The sequence below is a fragment of the Streptomyces sp. NPDC026575 genome, from assembly GCF_055567415.1.
In genome coordinates, this window is sequence record NZ_JBVHQM010000013.1 from 1 (window position 1) to 17,414 (window position 17,414).

Below are 17,414 nucleotides of genomic sequence, written 5' to 3' on the forward strand. Positions count from 1 at the left end.
GCGGAGTCCGCCCGCCGCCGTCCCGAACTCATCCCTCCATCTGGACACTTGAGCCTCTTCCGTTGCCCATCTCCTTCCGCAGCCCTTACGTTGAGCGCGCTCAATCCGTCTCAACCCGCCTTCCCTAGGGCGGGCTTCGGAAGGAAACCCCCCATGATCAGACGCATATCCGTCGGCATCTCCGTGCGCACCGCGGTCTCCGCCGGGCTGGCCGTCGCGGCGCTGGCCGCCACGACAGCCGTCGCGGCCACCGCCCAGGGAGCCACCTCGGCCCCGCACCCGCAACGCACCCAGAAGGTGGAGTACTTCACCGGTTCGGGCTCCCACCCCCGTCAGGCCACCGTCCCGGCCTCCAAGCCGCTCTCCGCCTCCGCCAAGGCCGCGATCGCCGCGGGCGACGGCGATGTCACGACGATCGTGCAGAACGGCCCGGTCGACAAGAAGCTCGATGTGGCCTTCGTCGGTGACGGCTACACCGCCGACCAGCAGGAGGACTTCCACGCCGACGTCCGCGCCAAGTGGGCCAAGATGACGGCGGTGGAGCCCTATGCCTCGTACACCGGCCTGTTCAACGTCTGGGCGGTCGACGCGGTCTCCAACGAGTCCGGCGTCTCCGGCGACCCCACGAAGGACGTGGTCCGCGACACCGCGCTCGACTCCGCCTTCTTCTGCGACGGCACCGAGCGCCTGCTCTGCGTCGACACCGGCAAGGTCGAGTCGTACGCCTCCAAGGCTCCGGCCGCCGACCTCGTCGTCGTGCTCTCCAACTCCACCAAGTACGGCGGCGCGGGCTACAACGACATCTCCTCGCAGGTCGGTTACGACGGCATCGCCACCGCCTCCTCCGACAACGACCAGTCCGACCAGATCGCCGTGCACGAGACCGGCCACTCGCTCGGCAAGCTCGCCGACGAGTACGACTACGGCCAGTCGGGCACCTACAGCGGCCCGGAGCCCGCCCAGGTCAACCTCACCAAGCTGTCCGCCGACGAGATGGGCTCCCAGCAGCAGAAGTGGTACCGCTGGCTCGGCCAGGAGTCGCCGGACGGCGGCCCGGTCGGCGCGTACGAGGGCGGCGGCTACTACCAGTACGGGCTCAACCGGCCCACGGAGAACTCGATCATGCGGACGCTCGGCCGCGAGTTCAACCTCCCCGGCCGCGAGGCGATGATCGCGGGCTTCTACCGCTATGCGAGCGCGGTCAGCAGCCCGGTGGCCACCGACCGCACGCTGCGCCGCGGGGACCGCATCCGGGTCACCGTGCCCTCCTCGGCACAGGTCAAGTGGTATGTCGACGGCCGCGAGCGCAAGGCCGCGCGTGGCAAGACCTCGGTCGTGCCGCGGACGCTCGGCGTCCCCGCGGACGGCCGGCGTCACACGGTCACCGCCCGCGCGAGCGACCGTACGAAGGCGGTCCTCGACCCGGCGCTGCGCAAGCTGCTGGCCGGATCGCTGAGCTGGCGAGTAGCCCCGTAGGCACCTGACCGGCGCTGCCGGGCCCTCCCGATGCACCGGTATCGGGAGGGCCCTCCTCATGCGCGCAGGCTCGGCCGCTCGACTGCCGAAAAAGGCACGGCACTCTGCCACTTCGGCTGCGATGATCTGCGCCGGCGGATCAAGGCCGGCCGAGGAAGTGGCCGAAGAGGCCGAGGAAGGCAGTGATGAGCACGCGCAGGATGCACACCGACGAGGTGGACATCGACGACTCCCTCGTACGGCGGCTGCTCGGCACGCAGTTCCCGCAGTGGGCGGACCTCCCCGTCACGCGGGTCGACTCCGCCGGTACGTCCAACGCGATGTACCGGCTCGGCGAGGACCTGGTCGTACGGCTGCCGCGCATCGCGGGAGCCGCCGACGACGTGGCGAAGGAGCACCGGTGGCTGCCGCGGCTCGCCCCGCCGCTTCCGGTCGCCGTCCCCGAACCGCTGGGCCTGGGAACGCCGTCCGAGGGCTACCCCTTCCCCTGGTCCGTCTACCGCTGGCTCAAGGGCGAGACCCCGGCCATCGACCGGATCGCCGATCCGGGCCGGCTGGCAAGGGATCTGGCGGAGTTCGTCACCGCGCTGCACCGCATCGACCCGGCGGACGGGCCTCCTTCGTACCGCAGCGAACCCTTGGCGGTGCGGGACGCCGCGACCCGCACCGCGATCGGCGCACTGCGCGGAACCATCGATGCCGATGCCGCGGCCGCGGTCTGGGACACGGCCCTGGAAGCGCCCGGACGGCACGGCCCGCCCGTCTGGATCCACGCCGATCTCCAGCCCGGAAACCTGCTGGTGTCCCGTGAACGGCTCAGCGCCGTCATCGACTTCGGGTGCCTGGGCCTGGGCGATCCCGCGGTCGACCTGATCGCGGCGTGGTACGTGCTGCCCGCCGGTGCGCGCGGCACCTTCCGGGCCGCGCTGGACGTCGATGAGGCGGCCTGGGCACGAGGGCGCGGCTGGGCGCTGTCCGTCGCACTCATGGAATGGGGCTACTACCGGGAGACGAACCCGGTGATGGCGGCGATCGCCCGCCATGTCATCGATGAGGTCCTCACCGAACGCCACCCGGGACCACGCATGTGACCCACATCACATGAAGTGCTGTCATACGTCGAAGTCCCCGTATCCGTGTACGGAGCGACGGGCCCGCAACACGTCACGACACTACGGGGAAAGGACATCACGTGCGCAACAAGCGAACTCTGACCACCGCACTCGCCGCCGCCGCACTCACGGTCGTCAGCCTGGGCGGCGCCGCCCAGGCCCACGCCACCAGCGGCGCCGGGGCCGCCGCGCCGACCACCGCCCAGGCACAGCACCAGGTCAAGCCGATGGACGGGCCTCCCGGAACGGTGTGGACCGGCAAGAAGTTCTGGACCCTCAGCGGATGCCAGGCAGCCGGTACCGACCTGGTCAGCAGCGGCAAGTGGGCCGACCCCTTCTGCGACGGCTCGGGCCTCCAGTGGGACCTGTGGGCACGGCCGCTGTAGAACCTCGCGGCTTCGGGAGCTTCACCAGCAGTCGCAGATAGCCGCACCCGGTAAGTCGGCCCGTCCCCGCGCATGTCCGCGGCAGCGCGGGGACGGGCCGCCACCGGCGGCGGCCGCACCCCTGTGGGACGACTCCGCGCGGCCGTACCCGCCGGTTCCCGGACCGGAGTTCGGGGTACGGGCCGAGCCATTAGCCTCGTGACATGATCACTGCCACCCTTGCGTTCGCCGGCGTCGCCGCGCTCATCAATGTCACGCCGGGACTGGACACTCTGCTCGTGGTCCGGACATCCGTCGCACACGGCCGGACGGGTGGGTACGCCGCCGCCCTGGGCATCATCACCGGCTGCCTCGCATGGGGCCTGGCGACCGCCGTCGGGCTCACCGCACTGCTCACCGCCTCCCACCTGGCCTATGACACCCTGCGCATCGGCGGCGCCGGGTACTTGGCGTGGCTGGGCATCACGGCACTGTGGCGCTCCAGGCAACAGGGGCGACCCGACGGCGAGATGGAGGCGGCGGACGAGACCGCCGACACCTCCCCCGCCGCCTCCCTCGGACGGCTCGCCGCCTTCCGCGCCGGGCTCGCCACCAACCTGCTCAACCCCAAGGCGGGTGTGTTCTACATGAGCCTGATCCCGCAGTTCATCCCCCACGGGGCACCGGTCTTCAGCACCACTCTCCTGCTGACGGCGATCGACGTCATGGAGCTGGCCATCTGGTTCGCGGTGCTCTCCCGCGCCGCTTCCGCCCTCGGCGAGCGGGCCAGGCGCCGGTCCTTCCGCCGCCGCATGGAGCAGATCAGCGGCATCACCTTCCTGGGCTTCGCGGCGAACCTCGTGCTGGCTGACCGCGCCTGACGATGCGTCGGCGCACCCCACCCGCGCGCGTCGATCGGACGCCGTTCCGGTACGTCCTTGCGGGACGGCAGCAGCCGCGCCCCGAGGAAGACCGCCGCCGTGGCCAGCAGACAGGCCAGTTCCAGGACCGCTGCGTGGGCCGGAGCGACGCTCGCCGACCAGCCCGCGGCACGCCGGTCCCCCTCGAACACCACCCGGTTCACACTGAGTACCGCGAGGTGGGCGCCGATCGCCGTCCACAGCGGCGCCCGCCCCGGTGCCGTCCGCGCGGCCACCAGCATGAGGCCGAAGACCGTGAGCAGCACCAGGTACGCGAGCGGGTCCTGTCCGGCGGGCGTGAGCCCCACGGGCGGAGCGCTCGCTCCCAGCGGGCGCGCCACCCCGGCCTGCACCACGGTGGACCCGGCCGGTACCAGCAGGAAGACCGTCGTCGTCCCCAGAGCCGAGACCGCCCCGCCGAACCGCTCGCGCAACGAGGCCCAGGTGTGACCGCGCAGCGTCAGCTCTTCCGGCAACGCCTCCAGCAGCACGGCCACCAGGGCATTGCCCACCAGGAACGAGACCAGCGCGGCCGGCTCCAGCCCGGACCACCGGACCCAGCCGGCCGCGGTGCCGACCCCGAGCACCAGGGCCGCGCACCAGCCCGTGACGACGAGGCCGCGGACGAGGCCCGCCGCCACCGCGGACGGCGGACCCAGCCCCAGCGGCCGACGCCGCGCCGGCCGCCCGGCCCGTAACGCCAGGACGGCGGGCACGGCCAGCGCACTCACCACAACGGCGGGCAGCAGCCGCCCCGCATACCCCCCGATGCCGAGCGCCCGGGCGCCCGCCTCCCCCACCGCGTTCCCGGTCCCCAGCGCACCCGCCATCACCGCTCCCCCGAGCAGCGCCCTTCTCCACGGCCGCCACACCGGGCCCCGCTCCCCCGCCCGCCGATACCTCGCCTTCGTCTCCGCCGTCATGGTCACCGACCTCCGCACATGCCGTCCGCCAGGTCTCCGAGCCCTACGTGTGCCCGTGACATCGGGCCTGATGCCGCACTTGCGCGCACCAGCACACGAACGGCCCGGCAAACCCTCCTGCGGTACGAACCGCCCGGGGCCGGCACTACATCCGTCGATTTAGCAGCCGTACGCGGATGGTCCGAGGCCGCAGGTCACGGCGCGGTGGCGGCGGGCGGGCCCGGCCTGCGGCGCGCCGGTCTCACCCCAGCGCCCGGTCCAGGTTGAACGCCGCGCTGATGAGTCCCAGGTGGGTGAATGCCTGCGGGAAATTGCCGATCTGCTCGCCGGTGCGGCCGATTTCCTCGGCGTAGAGGCCGACGTGGTTGGCGTATGTCAGCATCTTTTCGAAGGCGAGACGGGCCTCGTCCACACGGCCGGCGCGGGAGAGCGCCTCGACGTACCAGAAGGAGCAGATCGAGAAGGTGCCCTCTTCGCCGCGCAGTCCGTCGGGGCTGCTGCGGGGGTCGTAGCGGTAGACCAGGGAGTCCGAGACCAGGTCCTCGCCCAATACGTCCAGGGTGGACAGCCATTTCGGGTCGGTGGGCGAGATGAATTTGGCCAGCGGCATCATCAGCACGGCCGCGTCGAGAACATCGTCCCCCTCGTGCTGGACGAATGCCTTGCGCTCCGTGGACCAGCCGCGGTCCATGATCCGCCGGTAGATCGCATCACGGGTCCGGGACCAGCGGAGCATATCCGCCGGCAGACCGCGGTGGTTGGCGATCCGCATCGCCCGTTCGATCGCGACCCAGCACATCAGCTGCGAGTAGAGGAAGTTCTGGATCTTGCCGCGGGTCTCCCAGATGCCTTCGTCCGGCTGGTCCCAGTGGTCGCAGACCCAGTCGACCAGCTTTCCGATGGCGTCCCAGTGGTCGCTGGACAGCGGCTCGCCCCATTTGTCGTAGAGATACAGCGAATCGATCAAAGCCCCGTAGATGTCCAGCTGGAGTTGGTTGACGGCGTCATTTCCGATCCGGACCGGCGCCGAGCCCAAGTGGCCTTCCAGGTGGAGGAGTTCCTCCTCGGGGAGTTCACTGCGGCCGTCGATGCCGTACATGATCTGCAGCGGGCCGTCGGAGCCGGTGTTGACGCAGATGTTCTGGGACAGGAAGCGCACAAATGCCTTGGCCTCGTCCGTGAAGCCCAGTCTGAGCAGTGCGTAGATGCAGAATGCGGCGTCCCGCACCCAGGCATAGCGGTAGTCCCAGTTGCGCTCCCCGCCGATCTGCTCGGGCAGGCTGGCCGTGGGAGCGGCCACGATCGCACCGGTCGGCGCGTACGTCAGGAGCTTGAGGGTGAGCGCGGAGCGGTGCACCATCTCGCGCCAGCGGCCCCGGTAGCGGGACTGGGACAGCCAGCCGCGCCAGTACCGCACCGTGGCACCGAACAGCTCCTCCGCCTCCAGCACCGCACAGGCCCGTGGCTCCAGCCCAGCACCGATCCGGTCGAGGGCGAAGACCGCGGCCTGGCCTTCCTGGAGCGTGAAGGAGCACCAGGCGTCCGGACCGTCGATCTCCACCGGGACGGTCGCCGTCAGCGCCAGGGACAGGTCCGGGGAGGCGAAGACGGTCTGGCCCTGCTGTGTGCTCACGGTGTGCGCCTGCCGGCCATAGTCGAACCGGGGAGCCACCCGTACGGTGAACGGGAGCGCCCCGCGCACGCACAGCACCCGGCGGATCAGCCGGTGGCGGCCCGCCTCGCGTGAATCGTCGACGATCGGCATGAAGTCCTGGACCTCGCCGACGCCGTTGTCCGCGAAGAACCGGGTGATCAGGATGTTGGTGTCGGGGAAGTAGAACTGCTTCGTCCGGGCGGGCACATCCGGGGCGAGCTCGAAGGCCCCGCCGCGGTCGGCGTCCAGGATCGCCGCGAAGACACTGGGGGCGTCGAAGCGGGCGCAGCAGTACCAGTCGATGGTGCCGTTCGTGCCGACCAGCGCGGCCGTACGCATATCGCCGATCAGGCCGTGCTCGGCGATCGGTGTGTAGCGGGGTGCGTCCGCCTTGCTGGGGCGCAGACTCTCGCACGTGGTCATGTGACCTCCCCTGCGCGGGGGAGCAGGAGCAATGGATTCAGGTTACCTCCGGGTGGTTGCGGACCGCGACCACCCGCATCGACGGCGGCTGACCTGCACCGGAGCGGGCGCGTGGGCCTTCGGCGGGCGGGCCGCCGGTGGGTGGGCCGCCGACGGGTGGGTGTCGTCGGCGAGCCGGCCGGAGCACCTGCCGGCCAGGGCACCTGCCGGCCGGTCCACGCGGCGCGTCCCTCAGCGCGGGCCCCGTCCAGGCACCGCCCGCGGGAACGCCCGCCGGTACTCCCCCGGCGACACCCCCACCTGCTTGACGAAGTGGTGCCGGAGATTGTTCGCCGTCCCCAGTCCGCTCAGCTCACCGATCTTGTCGATCGGCAGGTCGGTGGCTTCCAGCAGGCTCTGGGCACGGCCGAGGCGCTGGTTGAGGAGCCACTGCAGGGGCGTCGTCCCGGTGGCCGCCTGGAGCCGGCGGTAGAACGTGCGCGGGCTCATCGCCGCCCGCCGAGCCAGGTCCTCGACCGACAGCGGTTGATCCAGGTGCGCGCGAGCCCACTCCAGTACGGGGCCCAGGCCCCGATCGTCGGCGACGGGTACGGACAGGTCGATGAACTGCGCCTGGCCGCCGGGCCGGTGTGCGGGCACGACCATCCGGCGGGCCAGCTGGTTGGCGACATGGGCGCCGAGGTCACGGCGTACGAGATGGAGGCAGAGGTCGAGGCCGGCGGTCAACCCGGCGCTGGTGAGGACGTCGCCGTCGTCCACGTACAGCACCGAGTCGTCGACCTGCACCTTCGGGTAGCGCTCGGCCAGTTGGGCGGTGTGCATCCAGTGCGCGGTGGCCCGGCGCCCGTCGAGCAGCCCCGCTTCGGCGAGCGCGAAGGCTCCGGTGCACAGGGAGACCATGCGGGCGCCCGCGTCGTGGGCGCGGCGCAGCGCGTCGATCAGGTCGGCCGGCAGCGGTCTGCCGTCCTCGACGCAGGGGTCGGGCACCGACGGCACGATGACGGTGTCGGCGCCGACGAGGTCGTCCAGCCCGTAGCCGGTCCGCAGCTCCAGGCCGGTACTGCCGCCCGCGTCGGACGGCTGGGGTCCCGTTCCGCACAGCCGCAGGTCGTACCAGGGGTCGGCCAGGTCGGGCTGCCGCTTGCCGAAGACGGTGCACGGGATGCTCAACTCGTAGAGGTCCCAGGAGGGAACCCCGATATCGGTGGGGACCACCACGGCGACGGAACCAGCGCTCATGCCCGAAGGGTATGGCAGGAATTTGGTGCCGGCCGTCACGGCTGTCACTTCTTCCGGTCGCCGCCGGCTGCGAACGTGGTCCGTACGTGATCGACCACCGCCGCGGGAGTCAGCCGCAGGCGGCGAACAAGGAGTTGTGCCATGAACGCCCTGAATCCGCCTCACCCGCCCGTCACCGTCATCGGTTTGGGCCAGATGGGCTCGGCGCTGGCCACCGCGCTGCTGGTGCGCGGCCACCCGACCACGGTGTGGAACCGCTCGGCGCACAAGGCCGAACCGCTGGTCGCCCGGGGCGCGCGGCCGGCCTCGACGCCCGAGGAGGCGCTGGCGGCGGGCTCGCTCATCATCGCCTGCGTACTGGACTACGAGGCCCTGCACACCGTCCTCGATCCCCTCGCGGACTCCCTGGCCGGCAAGGTCCTGGTGAACCTCACCTCCGGCTCCCCGGAGCAGGCCCACGAGGCGACGGCATGGGCCCGGTCGCACGGCGCCGACTACCTCGACGGCGCGATCATGACGACCCCGCCGGGCGTCGGAAGGCCGGAGATGATGTTCCTCTACAGCGGTTGCGACGCCGTCTTCGAGGCCCACCGGCCGACCCTCGCCGCCCTGGGAGACCCGCTGTACCTGGGCACCGACCCCGGACTGGCCTCCCTCTACGACTCCGCCCTGCTCGGCCTGATGTGGTCCACCATGACCGGCTGGCTGCACGGCACCGCCCTGGTCGGCGCGGAGCAGACACCGGCCACGACCTTCACGCCCCTGGCGATCCGCTGGCTGACGGCCGTGGCCGGCTTCCTGACCACGTACGCGCCTCAGGTGGACGCCGGCCGCTACCCGGGCGACGACGCCACCGTCGACGTGCAGATCGCGGCCATCGACCACCTCATCCACGCGGCCGCGGCACGCGGTATCGACAACGCCCTGCCGGATCTGCTGAAGGCGACCATGGAACGCGCCAAGGCCGCCGGCCACGGCCAGGCCAGCTACGCGAGCGTGATCGAGGTGCTGAGGGGGCCTGAGGTAGGGGCCCGGTAGGGGCCCGAGCGACGGTGGAGGGGGCGGGCCGGGAGGTGCCGGGCCCGCCCCGCCCGCCGTGCCACGACCCTAGGTAACCGGCTGCTTGCGGCAAGGCAGGTGCCCCGGGGGGCAGGCCACCGGAAGACCGGAAGACCCCCATCAGCCCCCTGCCACAGCGGGTATTGCAATGCAGGGGTCCGAGGAGAATACTGAATATTCCTGGCTGGGAAGGCCCCGGAAACACGCTGCGTGTGGACAAGGATGCCGCACGCAGCGTTTTCATTGCGCGGACAACTTGGTAAGAACTGAGCCGTCCTCACGCTCGATGGCCTTCACCAGACACCCGCGAGAACCCCCGGTTCACGGAGTGAACGAGGGTTCTCATAGCGTCACTACCGATAGCGACTTTCGCGGCCTTACCGGATTCCGACCCCGATGACACTGATGGTGCTTACCTTCGCCATCGATGGCCGGAAGTCAAGATGCCGCATCAGATCGCACATCGATAAGGGATTTGAGGAACAGGCTCGGTGTCACCTGAAGCCTGCGCCTTGCGGCAACTTGCGAGGCCAGCCCTTACAAACGGGGACCAGCCTCGAAAGTCATCTCGTTGGCTCGCTAGTAGCGTCCTCCGCGACCGCCGAATCCGCGTCCTCCGCGGCCATAGCCGCGTCCTCCGCGACCGAAGCCGCGTCCACGACCGCGACCGAAGCGACGTCCGCGACCGTAGCCACGTCCGTACCCGTCGCCCCAACCGCCGCAGTCATCCCTGTGCCTGAGAGGGAGTACGTTGCGGAAGCTCATGCTGTGCCTCCTTCATATCGCTGGTGATGATCCAGCCCTCTCCAGTTGGACCACCTCCCACGGTACGCCGGGACGCAAACCGAAATCAAACGGAAAACTGCTGAAATTTCACGTAAATTTAGACCTCTTCGGGCACGCAAAGTGGCCACTGGTCGCTCTCTGAATTCCCGCACCCCCCTCCCAGAACAAGCGAACTTCAGGTCAGCCCACCGCCCCTTTCACCTTCACCCCAGTTCCGGTTCGGGTGGCGCCCGCCAGAGCCGGCACCCTTCGCAATATCCACTGCGGCGTCAGATCCGATACACCGTCAAAGTGGTTCGTGGAAGCCGATGTCGAGGTGCGCAAGAAGCCCTTCGCGCTGCTCGGCCGTGGCCAGCACCATGACCTCTTCGGCAGTCCAGGGACCGGGCTTGTGCTTGACGCATCGAAAGGACCTGGGGTCGTCGTCGGGGCTCAGCGCTTCGATGGCCTCCTGAGAGGCCCCCACGTCGAAGTAGTCGTTCGACTCCTGCTCTATGACGAAGGAGAGCCGCTCGCCGTTGCGGTCGAAATGCAGCACCCCGCGGCCGTCGTCCGGGTCGTCCGGAACGTCCTTGTCGAAGCGGAAGTTGTCGACGGTGACCTTCCCTCCGGTGAGGGCTGCCGCTTCCGTCAGAAGCGATGCATATTCCTCGTCGGCGAAGTCCACGTCGTCGGCGTGGATACTGACGGCCACGGCGAAGTCCTCCAGCGCATAGACGATGTGGTGATGCGGTTTCAGTTCCTCGTGCGCAAGGTCGCCGAAATCGTCCAGGACGCTTTGGGCTTTCTCCTGGGTGATCATGCCGAGGTCCATGAGGACTTCCGCCACCCGTACATAGTTGACCGATTGATACTTCGCCATGGCGCCATCCTGCCAGCCGTGGATCTTCCCCAGGGCTGGCTTCGATCGAAACAGCAGCGAGAGGTACCGACCCGACGCTCTGGAAGCGATGAGGGATATCCACCCCGGAGCCCGCAGCACCTGCTCCACTGCGGGCGGGCTGCCGCTTCAGACGCCGTCCTTGTGGCCGTTCGCGACGAGCAGCTGCTCCATGCTCTTGTGGGCGGGGGCGGCTTGGGCGTTGCTCTCGTCGTGGAAGAGCCTGAGGTACTGGATGAGAATGCTCACGCACGTGTCGCGTCCGTCGTACTCTGCGTTGTCGACGAGTCGGCAGTCTCTGGAAATCTCCCTCATCCACCCGTCTGGACCGGTGCACACGGGGTGCCAGATCAGTTTCACGTTCGGGTTCAGCCGCTGGACCAGTCGGAGCTATGGGACTTCCAGCCCGGTCCACCAGGGCTGCGACGCTCCTGGCCGGGCAGTCGAGAAGGATGGCGCTCAGCGGAAGGCGGCGCCATTCTCCGACGCCCACTGCTGGAACGATCTGGCCGGGGAGCCAGTGACCCGGGCAACGGTGTCGCGCACCTTCAGCAGTTCGTCGTTGACGTCCCCACCCATCAGGTCCAGGACCGCATCCGCGGTCCCGTCGCCCATGAAGGACGCCATCTGCCGGTGAGCCTCCTCCCGCGAGATCTCGACGAAGGCGACCTCCCGCCCCAGAGCCGCGGCGATGGCCGCCACCTGCCGTCGGGCCGTGATGCGTTCCGGCCCCGTCAGCGCATATGTCCGTCCCCGGTGGCCGGCCTCGGGCAGGGAGGGGTGGGTCTGCACCGTGATCGACGACACCAGCACCACATGCTCCACGCCTGCCTGCCGGGCTGCCGCGAGCACCTCCCCTTCCCCGCCCATGCCCGGCAGCAGGAACAGCGAGCGCACTCCGTTCAGCGCGGCCTTCAGCGAATCCGGCTGTGCGAGATCGCCCTCGGCGGCTTCGATCCCCTCCGGGAACGCGGCCCGTTCCGCATCACGGGCCAGACCTCGCACGGCTGCGGCACCACGCAGGTGCAGGTCACGTTCGTCGGTCACGTTCGTCGACCGCGTACGCCGACCGCGTTCACGGCACGCTAGAACCTCAACTCCTCTTGAGGTCAAGGACGTAGTCGAGCGGCTGCCGTCGATTGTCAGTGGCGTGTGCGAGGGTTCGGTACATGGTTACGACACCGGATGGACGCCCCGTACCGCCGCCGCAGGCGGATGAACGCACCACACTGGAAGCCTGGTTGGACTTCCACCGCGCCACTCTCGCCCTCAAGTGCACGGGGCTCGACGATCGGCAGTCGCGCCTGGCCTCGGTGGCGCCGTCCTCGATGACGCTGCTGGGGCTCGTCCAGCACATGGCCGAGGTGGAGCGCAACTGGTTCCAGCGGGTGTTCGCCGGCCACGATGTGCCCATGCTCTTCGAGGAAGGCAAAGAAGACGGCTTCGCGCTCGCCCCCGACCGGGGTCTCGACAAGGTGCTGGCCATCTGGCAGGAGGAAGTCGCGCGCAGCCGCGAGCTGACCGCCGGCTCTTCGCTGGACGACTCCGGTCGGCTCCCCGAGTACGAGGCCGGCCATGTCGGCGGCGATGGCGTTTCACTGCGCTGGATCCTGGTCCATATGATCGAGGAGTATGCGCGCCATAACGGCCATGCGGATCTGCTCCGGGAGAGCATCGACGGGGTTACGGGGGCATAAGTACGGGGGCATAAGGCAGCCATGAGCCTGCCGATCGCCGTACGCGGCCGCCGCGCCGTCCTGCTCGTCGCCATGCTTCTCGGCCTGTCGCTCGCCGTCCCGTCCGGGCCACTCGCGCACGCCGTGGACCCGCCGGACCGGTCGGCGGCGGCGTCGGCCGATGCCTACTGGACTCCGGAGCGGATGGCGGCCGCCATACCGGCCGTCGCCCCGCGGAGTTCGCGGGCGCCGCGCCGGTCCGCGGACCCCGCGCCACCGAGCCACCCGTTCGACGGCCTCCCCCAGGTGGGGACGTTCTTCTGGACGGACGCGCACAACACCGGCCGGTTCTGCGGCGGGACGGTGGTGCGCAGCCCGCACCGCGACCTCGTGGTCACCGCCGGGCACTGTCTGCGCTCCCCCGACCCCAAGCGCCGACTGTCGTTCGTGCCGCAGTACCACGACGGACTGAAACCGCACGGCCTCTACCCCGTCGACCGGATCTACCTGGACCAGCGGTACTACGACCTCGGCACCGACGCGGGTGCCCGCTGGGACTACGCCGTCGTACGACTCCTGGCGCGCGAGGACGGCGCCGAGGTGGAGGACGTGACCGGTGGCTTCGACCTCGTGCCGTACCCGGGATACGACCTTCGGCGCGTACGGCTCATCGGCTATCCCGGCAACAGCGACACCACCCACCCCAAGCCGCTGGACTGCACCTCGTCCACGCATCGGTACACCAGCGCCGACCCGGCCGCCCCCGGCGACTTCCTGGAGATCGCCTGCGCCGGCTATATCGGCGGCACATCGGGCGGACCGTTCCTGGTGAGGGACTTCACCGGTTACGCCCTGATCGGTGTCATCGGCGGCTATCACACGGGCGGCGACTTCCCCGACGTCTCCTACAGCTCGTATTTCACTCTCGACACCCTGGCGCTCTACCTGCACGCGGTGCGCGGCGATTCGCCCGCGGGGCCACGCCGCTGAGCACCAGGGCCACGACCAGGGCCCAAGGAATACAACGGCACGGTGTTTGACACGTCATCATTCGCCGGTATTTCCGGGCACAACGTTTTCCCCTGTTAATGTCGGCGTCGAGGAAAGGCCGGTTGTCCACCAGGTCCGCAAGGGAAGGGGACGTCCGTTGGTGCCGTCGTTTCTCGCCGCCGTACTGAACCGCCTCTTCAGAAATGAGGCATGGCGCCGGCTGCACGCCCGAGCGGCGTTCTGGGTCACCCTGCTGATGACCGCGGCGCTGCTCGGTGGTGCCGCTCTGGTCGTCGTCGCCGAATCCGGTGCGCCGCACGCCAATATCACGTCATATCCGCGGGCATTGTGGTGGTCGGTGGAGACGGCGACCACCGTGGGCTATGGGGATTTCTACCCGGTGACGCTGTGGGGCCGCGTCCTCGCGACCCTGCTGATGCTGAGCGCCATTACCGCATTCGGCGTGGTCACGGCCGCTCTGGCGACCTGGTTCGTCGGCCGCGCGGAGCAGGACGTGGTCCGCTTCGGCAAGGCGGTCGGGAATCACGCCCGCGAGGAAGCGGAGGCGTTCCGTGCGGAGCTGCGCTCGCTGCACGCGCGTTTCGACCACGTCGAGAACCTGATCCGGAACGGCGGTCCGCGCTCCCCCTCCTGAAACGGCGGCAGTCGCACCTACGCCTTCTCGCGGTTCTTTGTACGCCTAAAGTAGAGCCATGCCTGATTCTGACGACGTCCGTCGCATCGCCCTCTCCCTGCCGGAAACGGTGGAGAAGGAGGCCTGGGAGATACCCACGTTCCGGGTCGCCGGGAAGATGTTCATCACCATCCCCGACGATGAGACGTCATTCGCCGTACGCTGCCCGATCCATGAGCGTCAGGAACTGATCGCAGCGGAACCGAAGAAATTCTGGGTACCGCCGCACGAGGCCGGCTCCTCATGGGTGCGGGTCCGACTGGCCGAGCTGGAGGACATGACCGAACTGCGGGACATCCTCGTGGACTCCTGGCGGCAGGCAGCTCCTACGCGACTGCTGGACGCTTTCCCGGGGTCTCCCCCGTCGGACTGACCCGTGCTCACCCGTGATGGCGGCGCAGGTCGCTCCAGTCCAGGGCCTGGGATGCCTTCAGCTGGGAACGCTCCGCCGCCTCACGGGTCTCGGCGAGCACATCGCCGTGCTCCTTGACGAGCTTCTCGTAGATCGGCGTGGCGTTGGGCGTGTGCGTCGCGGTGTTCATGTCGATGGTCCCGTTCCCGTTGTGTTGATGGATGCGGCTCAGCAGGTGTCGCCGCCCCGGGATGAAGGGAGCACCTCAGTTGTCAGCTGAACTCTTGGTGCGCAAAGGGAGGTTGTCCCTACTCATGCGCCGCTCCCCCGTGCGGCGCGGGACATCCTGTCATGCGCGTGGCGAGCACGCAAAAGATCATCCCAATGCCTGAGACCGTTGATGAGTGTTGATGGATGTTGATAGGCGTTGATGAGTATTGATGGCCGTTGTCGACTGAACGCACGATTTGGATGCCACCCCATGCGGCATTTCCCCCCTTGGGTCACCAATGCAGCGGCATGCCGCACGCCACACCATTCGTACACCGTGCGCCCTCACTTCGACGCACGACCGGTGAGGGCCGGCGGTCGGCCCACGCTCGGCTCGGCGTAGCGGCCGTCCGACTCCTTCCAGTCGGGATTCGTCGCGCAGGGGGCCGAGCTGCCGCCGCTGAGGCGCCGGCGGTCGGTTTCCCAGGTGAGGGCGATGGTGTAGCCGCCGTCTCGTTCCGCTTTCAGGGTCCGCTCATGGCGCTGCGCACTGTCCCCGAATTCCGTGATGCGCCAGCCTGTACTGCTGAGGTGGTCACGGAGGCTGCGCAGGGCGGTGGATCCCTCGCGTGCGGCCACTTTCCCCACCGACCAACGGTGGTAGAGCCGGTATGCGCCCTCTTCGGGCTGGTCGGCGATGCTTTCCAGGCCGTCCGGATAGCAGAAGTCCGAGTCGAGGGTGTTCTCGTCGCCCCTGCGCATGTCGTAGACGTTCGATTCGAGAGTGCGGTCGAGACCGAGGGCCGCAAACGCGTCCGTCGAGTAGCCCGTGACCCGGCGCGCCATGGTTTCGGGCTTGACCTTGGGATAGTCCGCGGGGGTGGCGCGCTCGACAGAGAACGTGAGGATCACCCCGCCGACCACCAGAATCGGCAGCAGTACGGCCACCGCACAGCCGATTCCCCCGGCCTTGAGTGCCGCTCCGGACCTCGTCCTGCTCTCGATCATGTACCGGACACTACGAGCCCCCGATGGCCGTCCGAATCCGCTCGGCTGCTTATGCGGAATGAGTAGCCGAACGGAGTGCGGACTCCGCGTTCGGGATCGGGGCGGCCGCCGGCCTCTCGTGAGCCGACTCCGGACATGTCGCCGAAAAGCCTTCCGAGTTCGGCGAGTTCAGCGTGCCGACTGCTGGTTTCCGCCGCATTCCTCGACGGCCGGCCGGTCACGGAGGAACTCCAGGACGGAATCGCTCTGGCCGAGGATCGCGTGCCCGACCTCGGGCAGGACGTTCACGGTCGCGTGCGGGACGGACCGTCGCACAAGCCGGGCGGTGCCCTTGGAGTCGAACATGGCATCGCGGGCACCGACCACCACCAGTACGGGCATGGTCAGGCGGCGCAACGCATCGTCGGAGAACCGCGGCAGCTGCTCCGTACGCGGCTTGAAGTGCTGGAAGGTCAGCGCCACGGAATCGAGGATGTGCCGGACATCCGGCGACTCCAGGCCGGCGACGGAGGCGACCGACCGGCGCACCCCCGAGCGTCCCCATGGGTGCAGCAGCAGGGCCTTGACCAGCCAGCCCATCTTCTGCCGCCCCAGGCCGCCGGGGCACAGCAGGGCCAGCCGCGTCACCCGCTCCGGTCGGCGGGTGGCGTAGTCCAGCGCCACCCAGCCGCCGAGGGACGCCGCGACGACGGAGGCGCTCGTGATCCCCAGCCCCGCGAGCACATCGTCCAGCCACAGCGCGCAGGCGTCGGAGGACAGCGGCGGACGGGACGGCGCGCTCAGCCCCGGCTCGCCTATGAGGTCGACGGCGTAGGTGCGGAAGTGCCGTGCCCAGGAGGCGATGTCGTCCCGCCACATCATCGCGTTCGCCCCCGAGCCATGGAGCAGCAGCACGGGTGGTGCGTCCTCCGGGCCGGAGACGACGACGAAGGTCTCGCCCTCGCGGGTCGGCACCCGCACCTGCTCGGCGGGCACCGGCCAGGTGCCGAGCCCCTCCTGGTAGTGCCGCTGGAGCTCGCGCTCGCCGGCCTCGGACTTGTAGATCGTGCTCATGATGCGAGAACCCCTTCCATATAGGTGAACAGCCAGGCGGTGTCGGCCAGGCCGCCCAGGACGATGACCTTCATCCGCGCTCTCTCCTTGTCGTAGGCCGTCTCGATCCGCAGGGGCCCGTCACCCGGGCGGCGGTTGGCGGCCGAGGCCGTCAGCAGGGTGGTCAGCCGGTGGGCCATCGCGGCGTCGATCGCATCGATCTCCACGATGCTCGACACCTCGGTATGCCGCGGCCGTCCGGCCGATGCGTCCAGGGGCTCGGGCACCGGGCGGCCGGTGAACGCCTCCAGATCCTCGTGCGCGATCCGGTACTGCTTGCCGATGCGGACCGCGGCGAGCCGCCCGTCCCGCACGTAGTTGCGGACGGTGCGTACGTGCAGGCCCAGCCGTTCGGCGACGTGCTCCACGGAGTACAGACGATCACTCATGAAAATACCTTAACCTTCCCTACCCAAGGCAACAATAGGGAAGTTTGGGGAATCTGATGGGGCGCCAGGGGGCGAGGCTCGGCGGGTGGCGGGGAGCCGTGCCGCTGCGCCGCTCGGGCGACCGCGCGGCTCGGCGTCGCCGGGTGCGGGCACCGACTGTCGATAC

At 69.3% G+C, this 17,414-nt stretch carries 17 protein-coding genes and 1 pseudogene; 9 read left to right on the plus strand and 9 right to left on the minus strand.

Annotated elements, in window-relative coordinates; translation table 11 throughout:
• Positions 1–153 precede the first annotated feature (153 nt).
• From ACZ4NB_RS19245 to ACZ4NB_RS19260, 4 genes are all read left to right on the plus strand, one after another.
• A complete protein-coding gene (locus ACZ4NB_RS19245; RefSeq protein WP_467662993.1) occupies positions 154–1,476 on the plus strand; it encodes a M64 family metallopeptidase in 1,323 nt (440 codons plus the stop codon).
• A gap of 185 nt (positions 1,477–1,661) precedes the next feature.
• Positions 1,662–2,567, plus strand: coding sequence for an aminoglycoside phosphotransferase family protein (locus tag ACZ4NB_RS19250; protein ID WP_467662995.1), 906 nt, complete (start codon positions 1,662–1,664; stop codon positions 2,565–2,567).
• 101 nt (positions 2,568–2,668) lie between these two features.
• Positions 2,669–2,974: a hypothetical protein gene (locus tag ACZ4NB_RS19255; protein ID WP_467662997.1), complete on the plus strand. Its 306-nt coding sequence runs from the start codon at positions 2,669–2,671 to the stop codon at positions 2,972–2,974.
• Positions 2,975–3,177: 203 nt separating this feature from the next.
• Positions 3,178–3,834, plus strand: a complete 657-nt coding sequence (locus tag ACZ4NB_RS19260) for a LysE family translocator (protein WP_467662999.1) — start codon at positions 3,178–3,180, stop codon at positions 3,832–3,834.
• A 224-nt stretch (positions 3,835–4,058) separates the two neighbouring features.
• Here ACZ4NB_RS19260 and ACZ4NB_RS19265 read toward each other — a convergent pair.
• The 3 genes and pseudogenes from ACZ4NB_RS19265 to ACZ4NB_RS19275 form a co-directional block, all read right to left on the minus strand.
• Positions 4,059–4,796 (minus strand): annotated as a pseudogene (locus ACZ4NB_RS19265) (CPBP family glutamic-type intramembrane protease); the annotation flags it as partial.
• A 241-nt stretch (positions 4,797–5,037) separates the two neighbouring features.
• Complete coding sequence (locus ACZ4NB_RS19270) at positions 5,038–6,873, minus strand: glycoside hydrolase family 15 protein (RefSeq protein WP_467663001.1); 1,836 nt, start codon at positions 6,871–6,873, stop codon at positions 5,038–5,040.
• A gap of 231 nt (positions 6,874–7,104) precedes the next feature.
• Positions 7,105–8,112 (minus strand): GlxA family transcriptional regulator, encoded by a 1,008-nt coding sequence (locus tag ACZ4NB_RS19275; RefSeq protein ID WP_467663003.1) that lies wholly within the window; start codon positions 8,110–8,112, stop codon positions 7,105–7,107.
• A gap of 141 nt (positions 8,113–8,253) precedes the next feature.
• Here ACZ4NB_RS19275 and ACZ4NB_RS19280 point away from each other — a divergent pair, with 141 nt between their 5' ends.
• Complete coding sequence (locus tag ACZ4NB_RS19280; RefSeq protein WP_467663005.1) at positions 8,254–9,150, plus strand: NAD(P)-dependent oxidoreductase; 897 nt, start codon at positions 8,254–8,256, stop codon at positions 9,148–9,150.
• A gap of 1,093 nt (positions 9,151–10,243) precedes the next feature.
• Here ACZ4NB_RS19280 and ACZ4NB_RS19285 read toward each other — a convergent pair.
• Together ACZ4NB_RS19285 and ACZ4NB_RS19290 are read right to left on the minus strand one after the other, a co-directional pair.
• Positions 10,244–10,819 (minus strand): hypothetical protein, encoded by a 576-nt coding sequence (locus tag ACZ4NB_RS19285; RefSeq protein WP_467663007.1) that lies wholly within the window; start codon positions 10,817–10,819, stop codon positions 10,244–10,246.
• 477 nt (positions 10,820–11,296) lie between these two features.
• Complete coding sequence (locus ACZ4NB_RS19290) at positions 11,297–11,884, minus strand: NAD(P)H-binding protein (RefSeq protein ID WP_467663008.1); 588 nt, start codon at positions 11,882–11,884, stop codon at positions 11,297–11,299.
• Positions 11,885–12,006: 122 nt separating this feature from the next.
• Here ACZ4NB_RS19290 and ACZ4NB_RS19295 point away from each other — a divergent pair, with 122 nt between their 5' ends.
• The 4 genes from ACZ4NB_RS19295 (at position 12,007) to ACZ4NB_RS19310 (ending at position 14,570) form a co-directional block, all read left to right on the plus strand.
• On the plus strand, positions 12,007–12,534 hold the full coding sequence (locus tag ACZ4NB_RS19295) for a DinB family protein (RefSeq protein WP_467663010.1): 528 nt from the start codon (positions 12,007–12,009) through the stop codon (positions 12,532–12,534).
• Between the two features lie 21 nt (positions 12,535–12,555).
• Complete coding sequence (locus tag ACZ4NB_RS19300; RefSeq protein ID WP_467663012.1) at positions 12,556–13,503, plus strand: trypsin-like serine peptidase; 948 nt, start codon at positions 12,556–12,558, stop codon at positions 13,501–13,503.
• Positions 13,504–13,660: 157 nt separating this feature from the next.
• Positions 13,661–14,158, plus strand: coding sequence for a potassium channel family protein (locus ACZ4NB_RS19305; RefSeq protein WP_467663014.1), 498 nt, complete (start codon positions 13,661–13,663; stop codon positions 14,156–14,158).
• Between the two features lie 58 nt (positions 14,159–14,216).
• Positions 14,217–14,570: an MmcQ/YjbR family DNA-binding protein gene (locus ACZ4NB_RS19310; RefSeq protein ID WP_467663015.1), complete on the plus strand. Its 354-nt coding sequence runs from the start codon at positions 14,217–14,219 to the stop codon at positions 14,568–14,570.
• Between the two features lie 7 nt (positions 14,571–14,577).
• Here ACZ4NB_RS19310 and ACZ4NB_RS19315 read toward each other — a convergent pair whose 3' ends face one another.
• From ACZ4NB_RS19315 to ACZ4NB_RS19330, 4 genes are all read right to left on the minus strand, one after another.
• Positions 14,578–14,739: a hypothetical protein gene (locus ACZ4NB_RS19315; RefSeq protein WP_399149216.1), complete on the minus strand. Its 162-nt coding sequence runs from the start codon at positions 14,737–14,739 to the stop codon at positions 14,578–14,580.
• Positions 14,740–15,104: 365 nt separating this feature from the next.
• On the minus strand, positions 15,105–15,707 hold the full coding sequence (locus ACZ4NB_RS19320) for a hypothetical protein (RefSeq protein WP_467663017.1): 603 nt from the start codon (positions 15,705–15,707) through the stop codon (positions 15,105–15,107).
• Between the two features lie 228 nt (positions 15,708–15,935).
• Positions 15,936–16,820, minus strand: a complete 885-nt coding sequence (locus ACZ4NB_RS19325) for an alpha/beta fold hydrolase (protein ID WP_467663019.1) — start codon at positions 16,818–16,820, stop codon at positions 15,936–15,938.
• On the minus strand, positions 16,817–17,248 hold the full coding sequence (locus tag ACZ4NB_RS19330) for a helix-turn-helix domain-containing protein (RefSeq protein WP_467663021.1): 432 nt from the start codon (positions 17,246–17,248) through the stop codon (positions 16,817–16,819). Before ACZ4NB_RS19330 ends, ACZ4NB_RS19325 begins: the two co-directional genes overlap by 4 nt.
• Positions 17,249–17,414 lie beyond the last annotated feature (166 nt).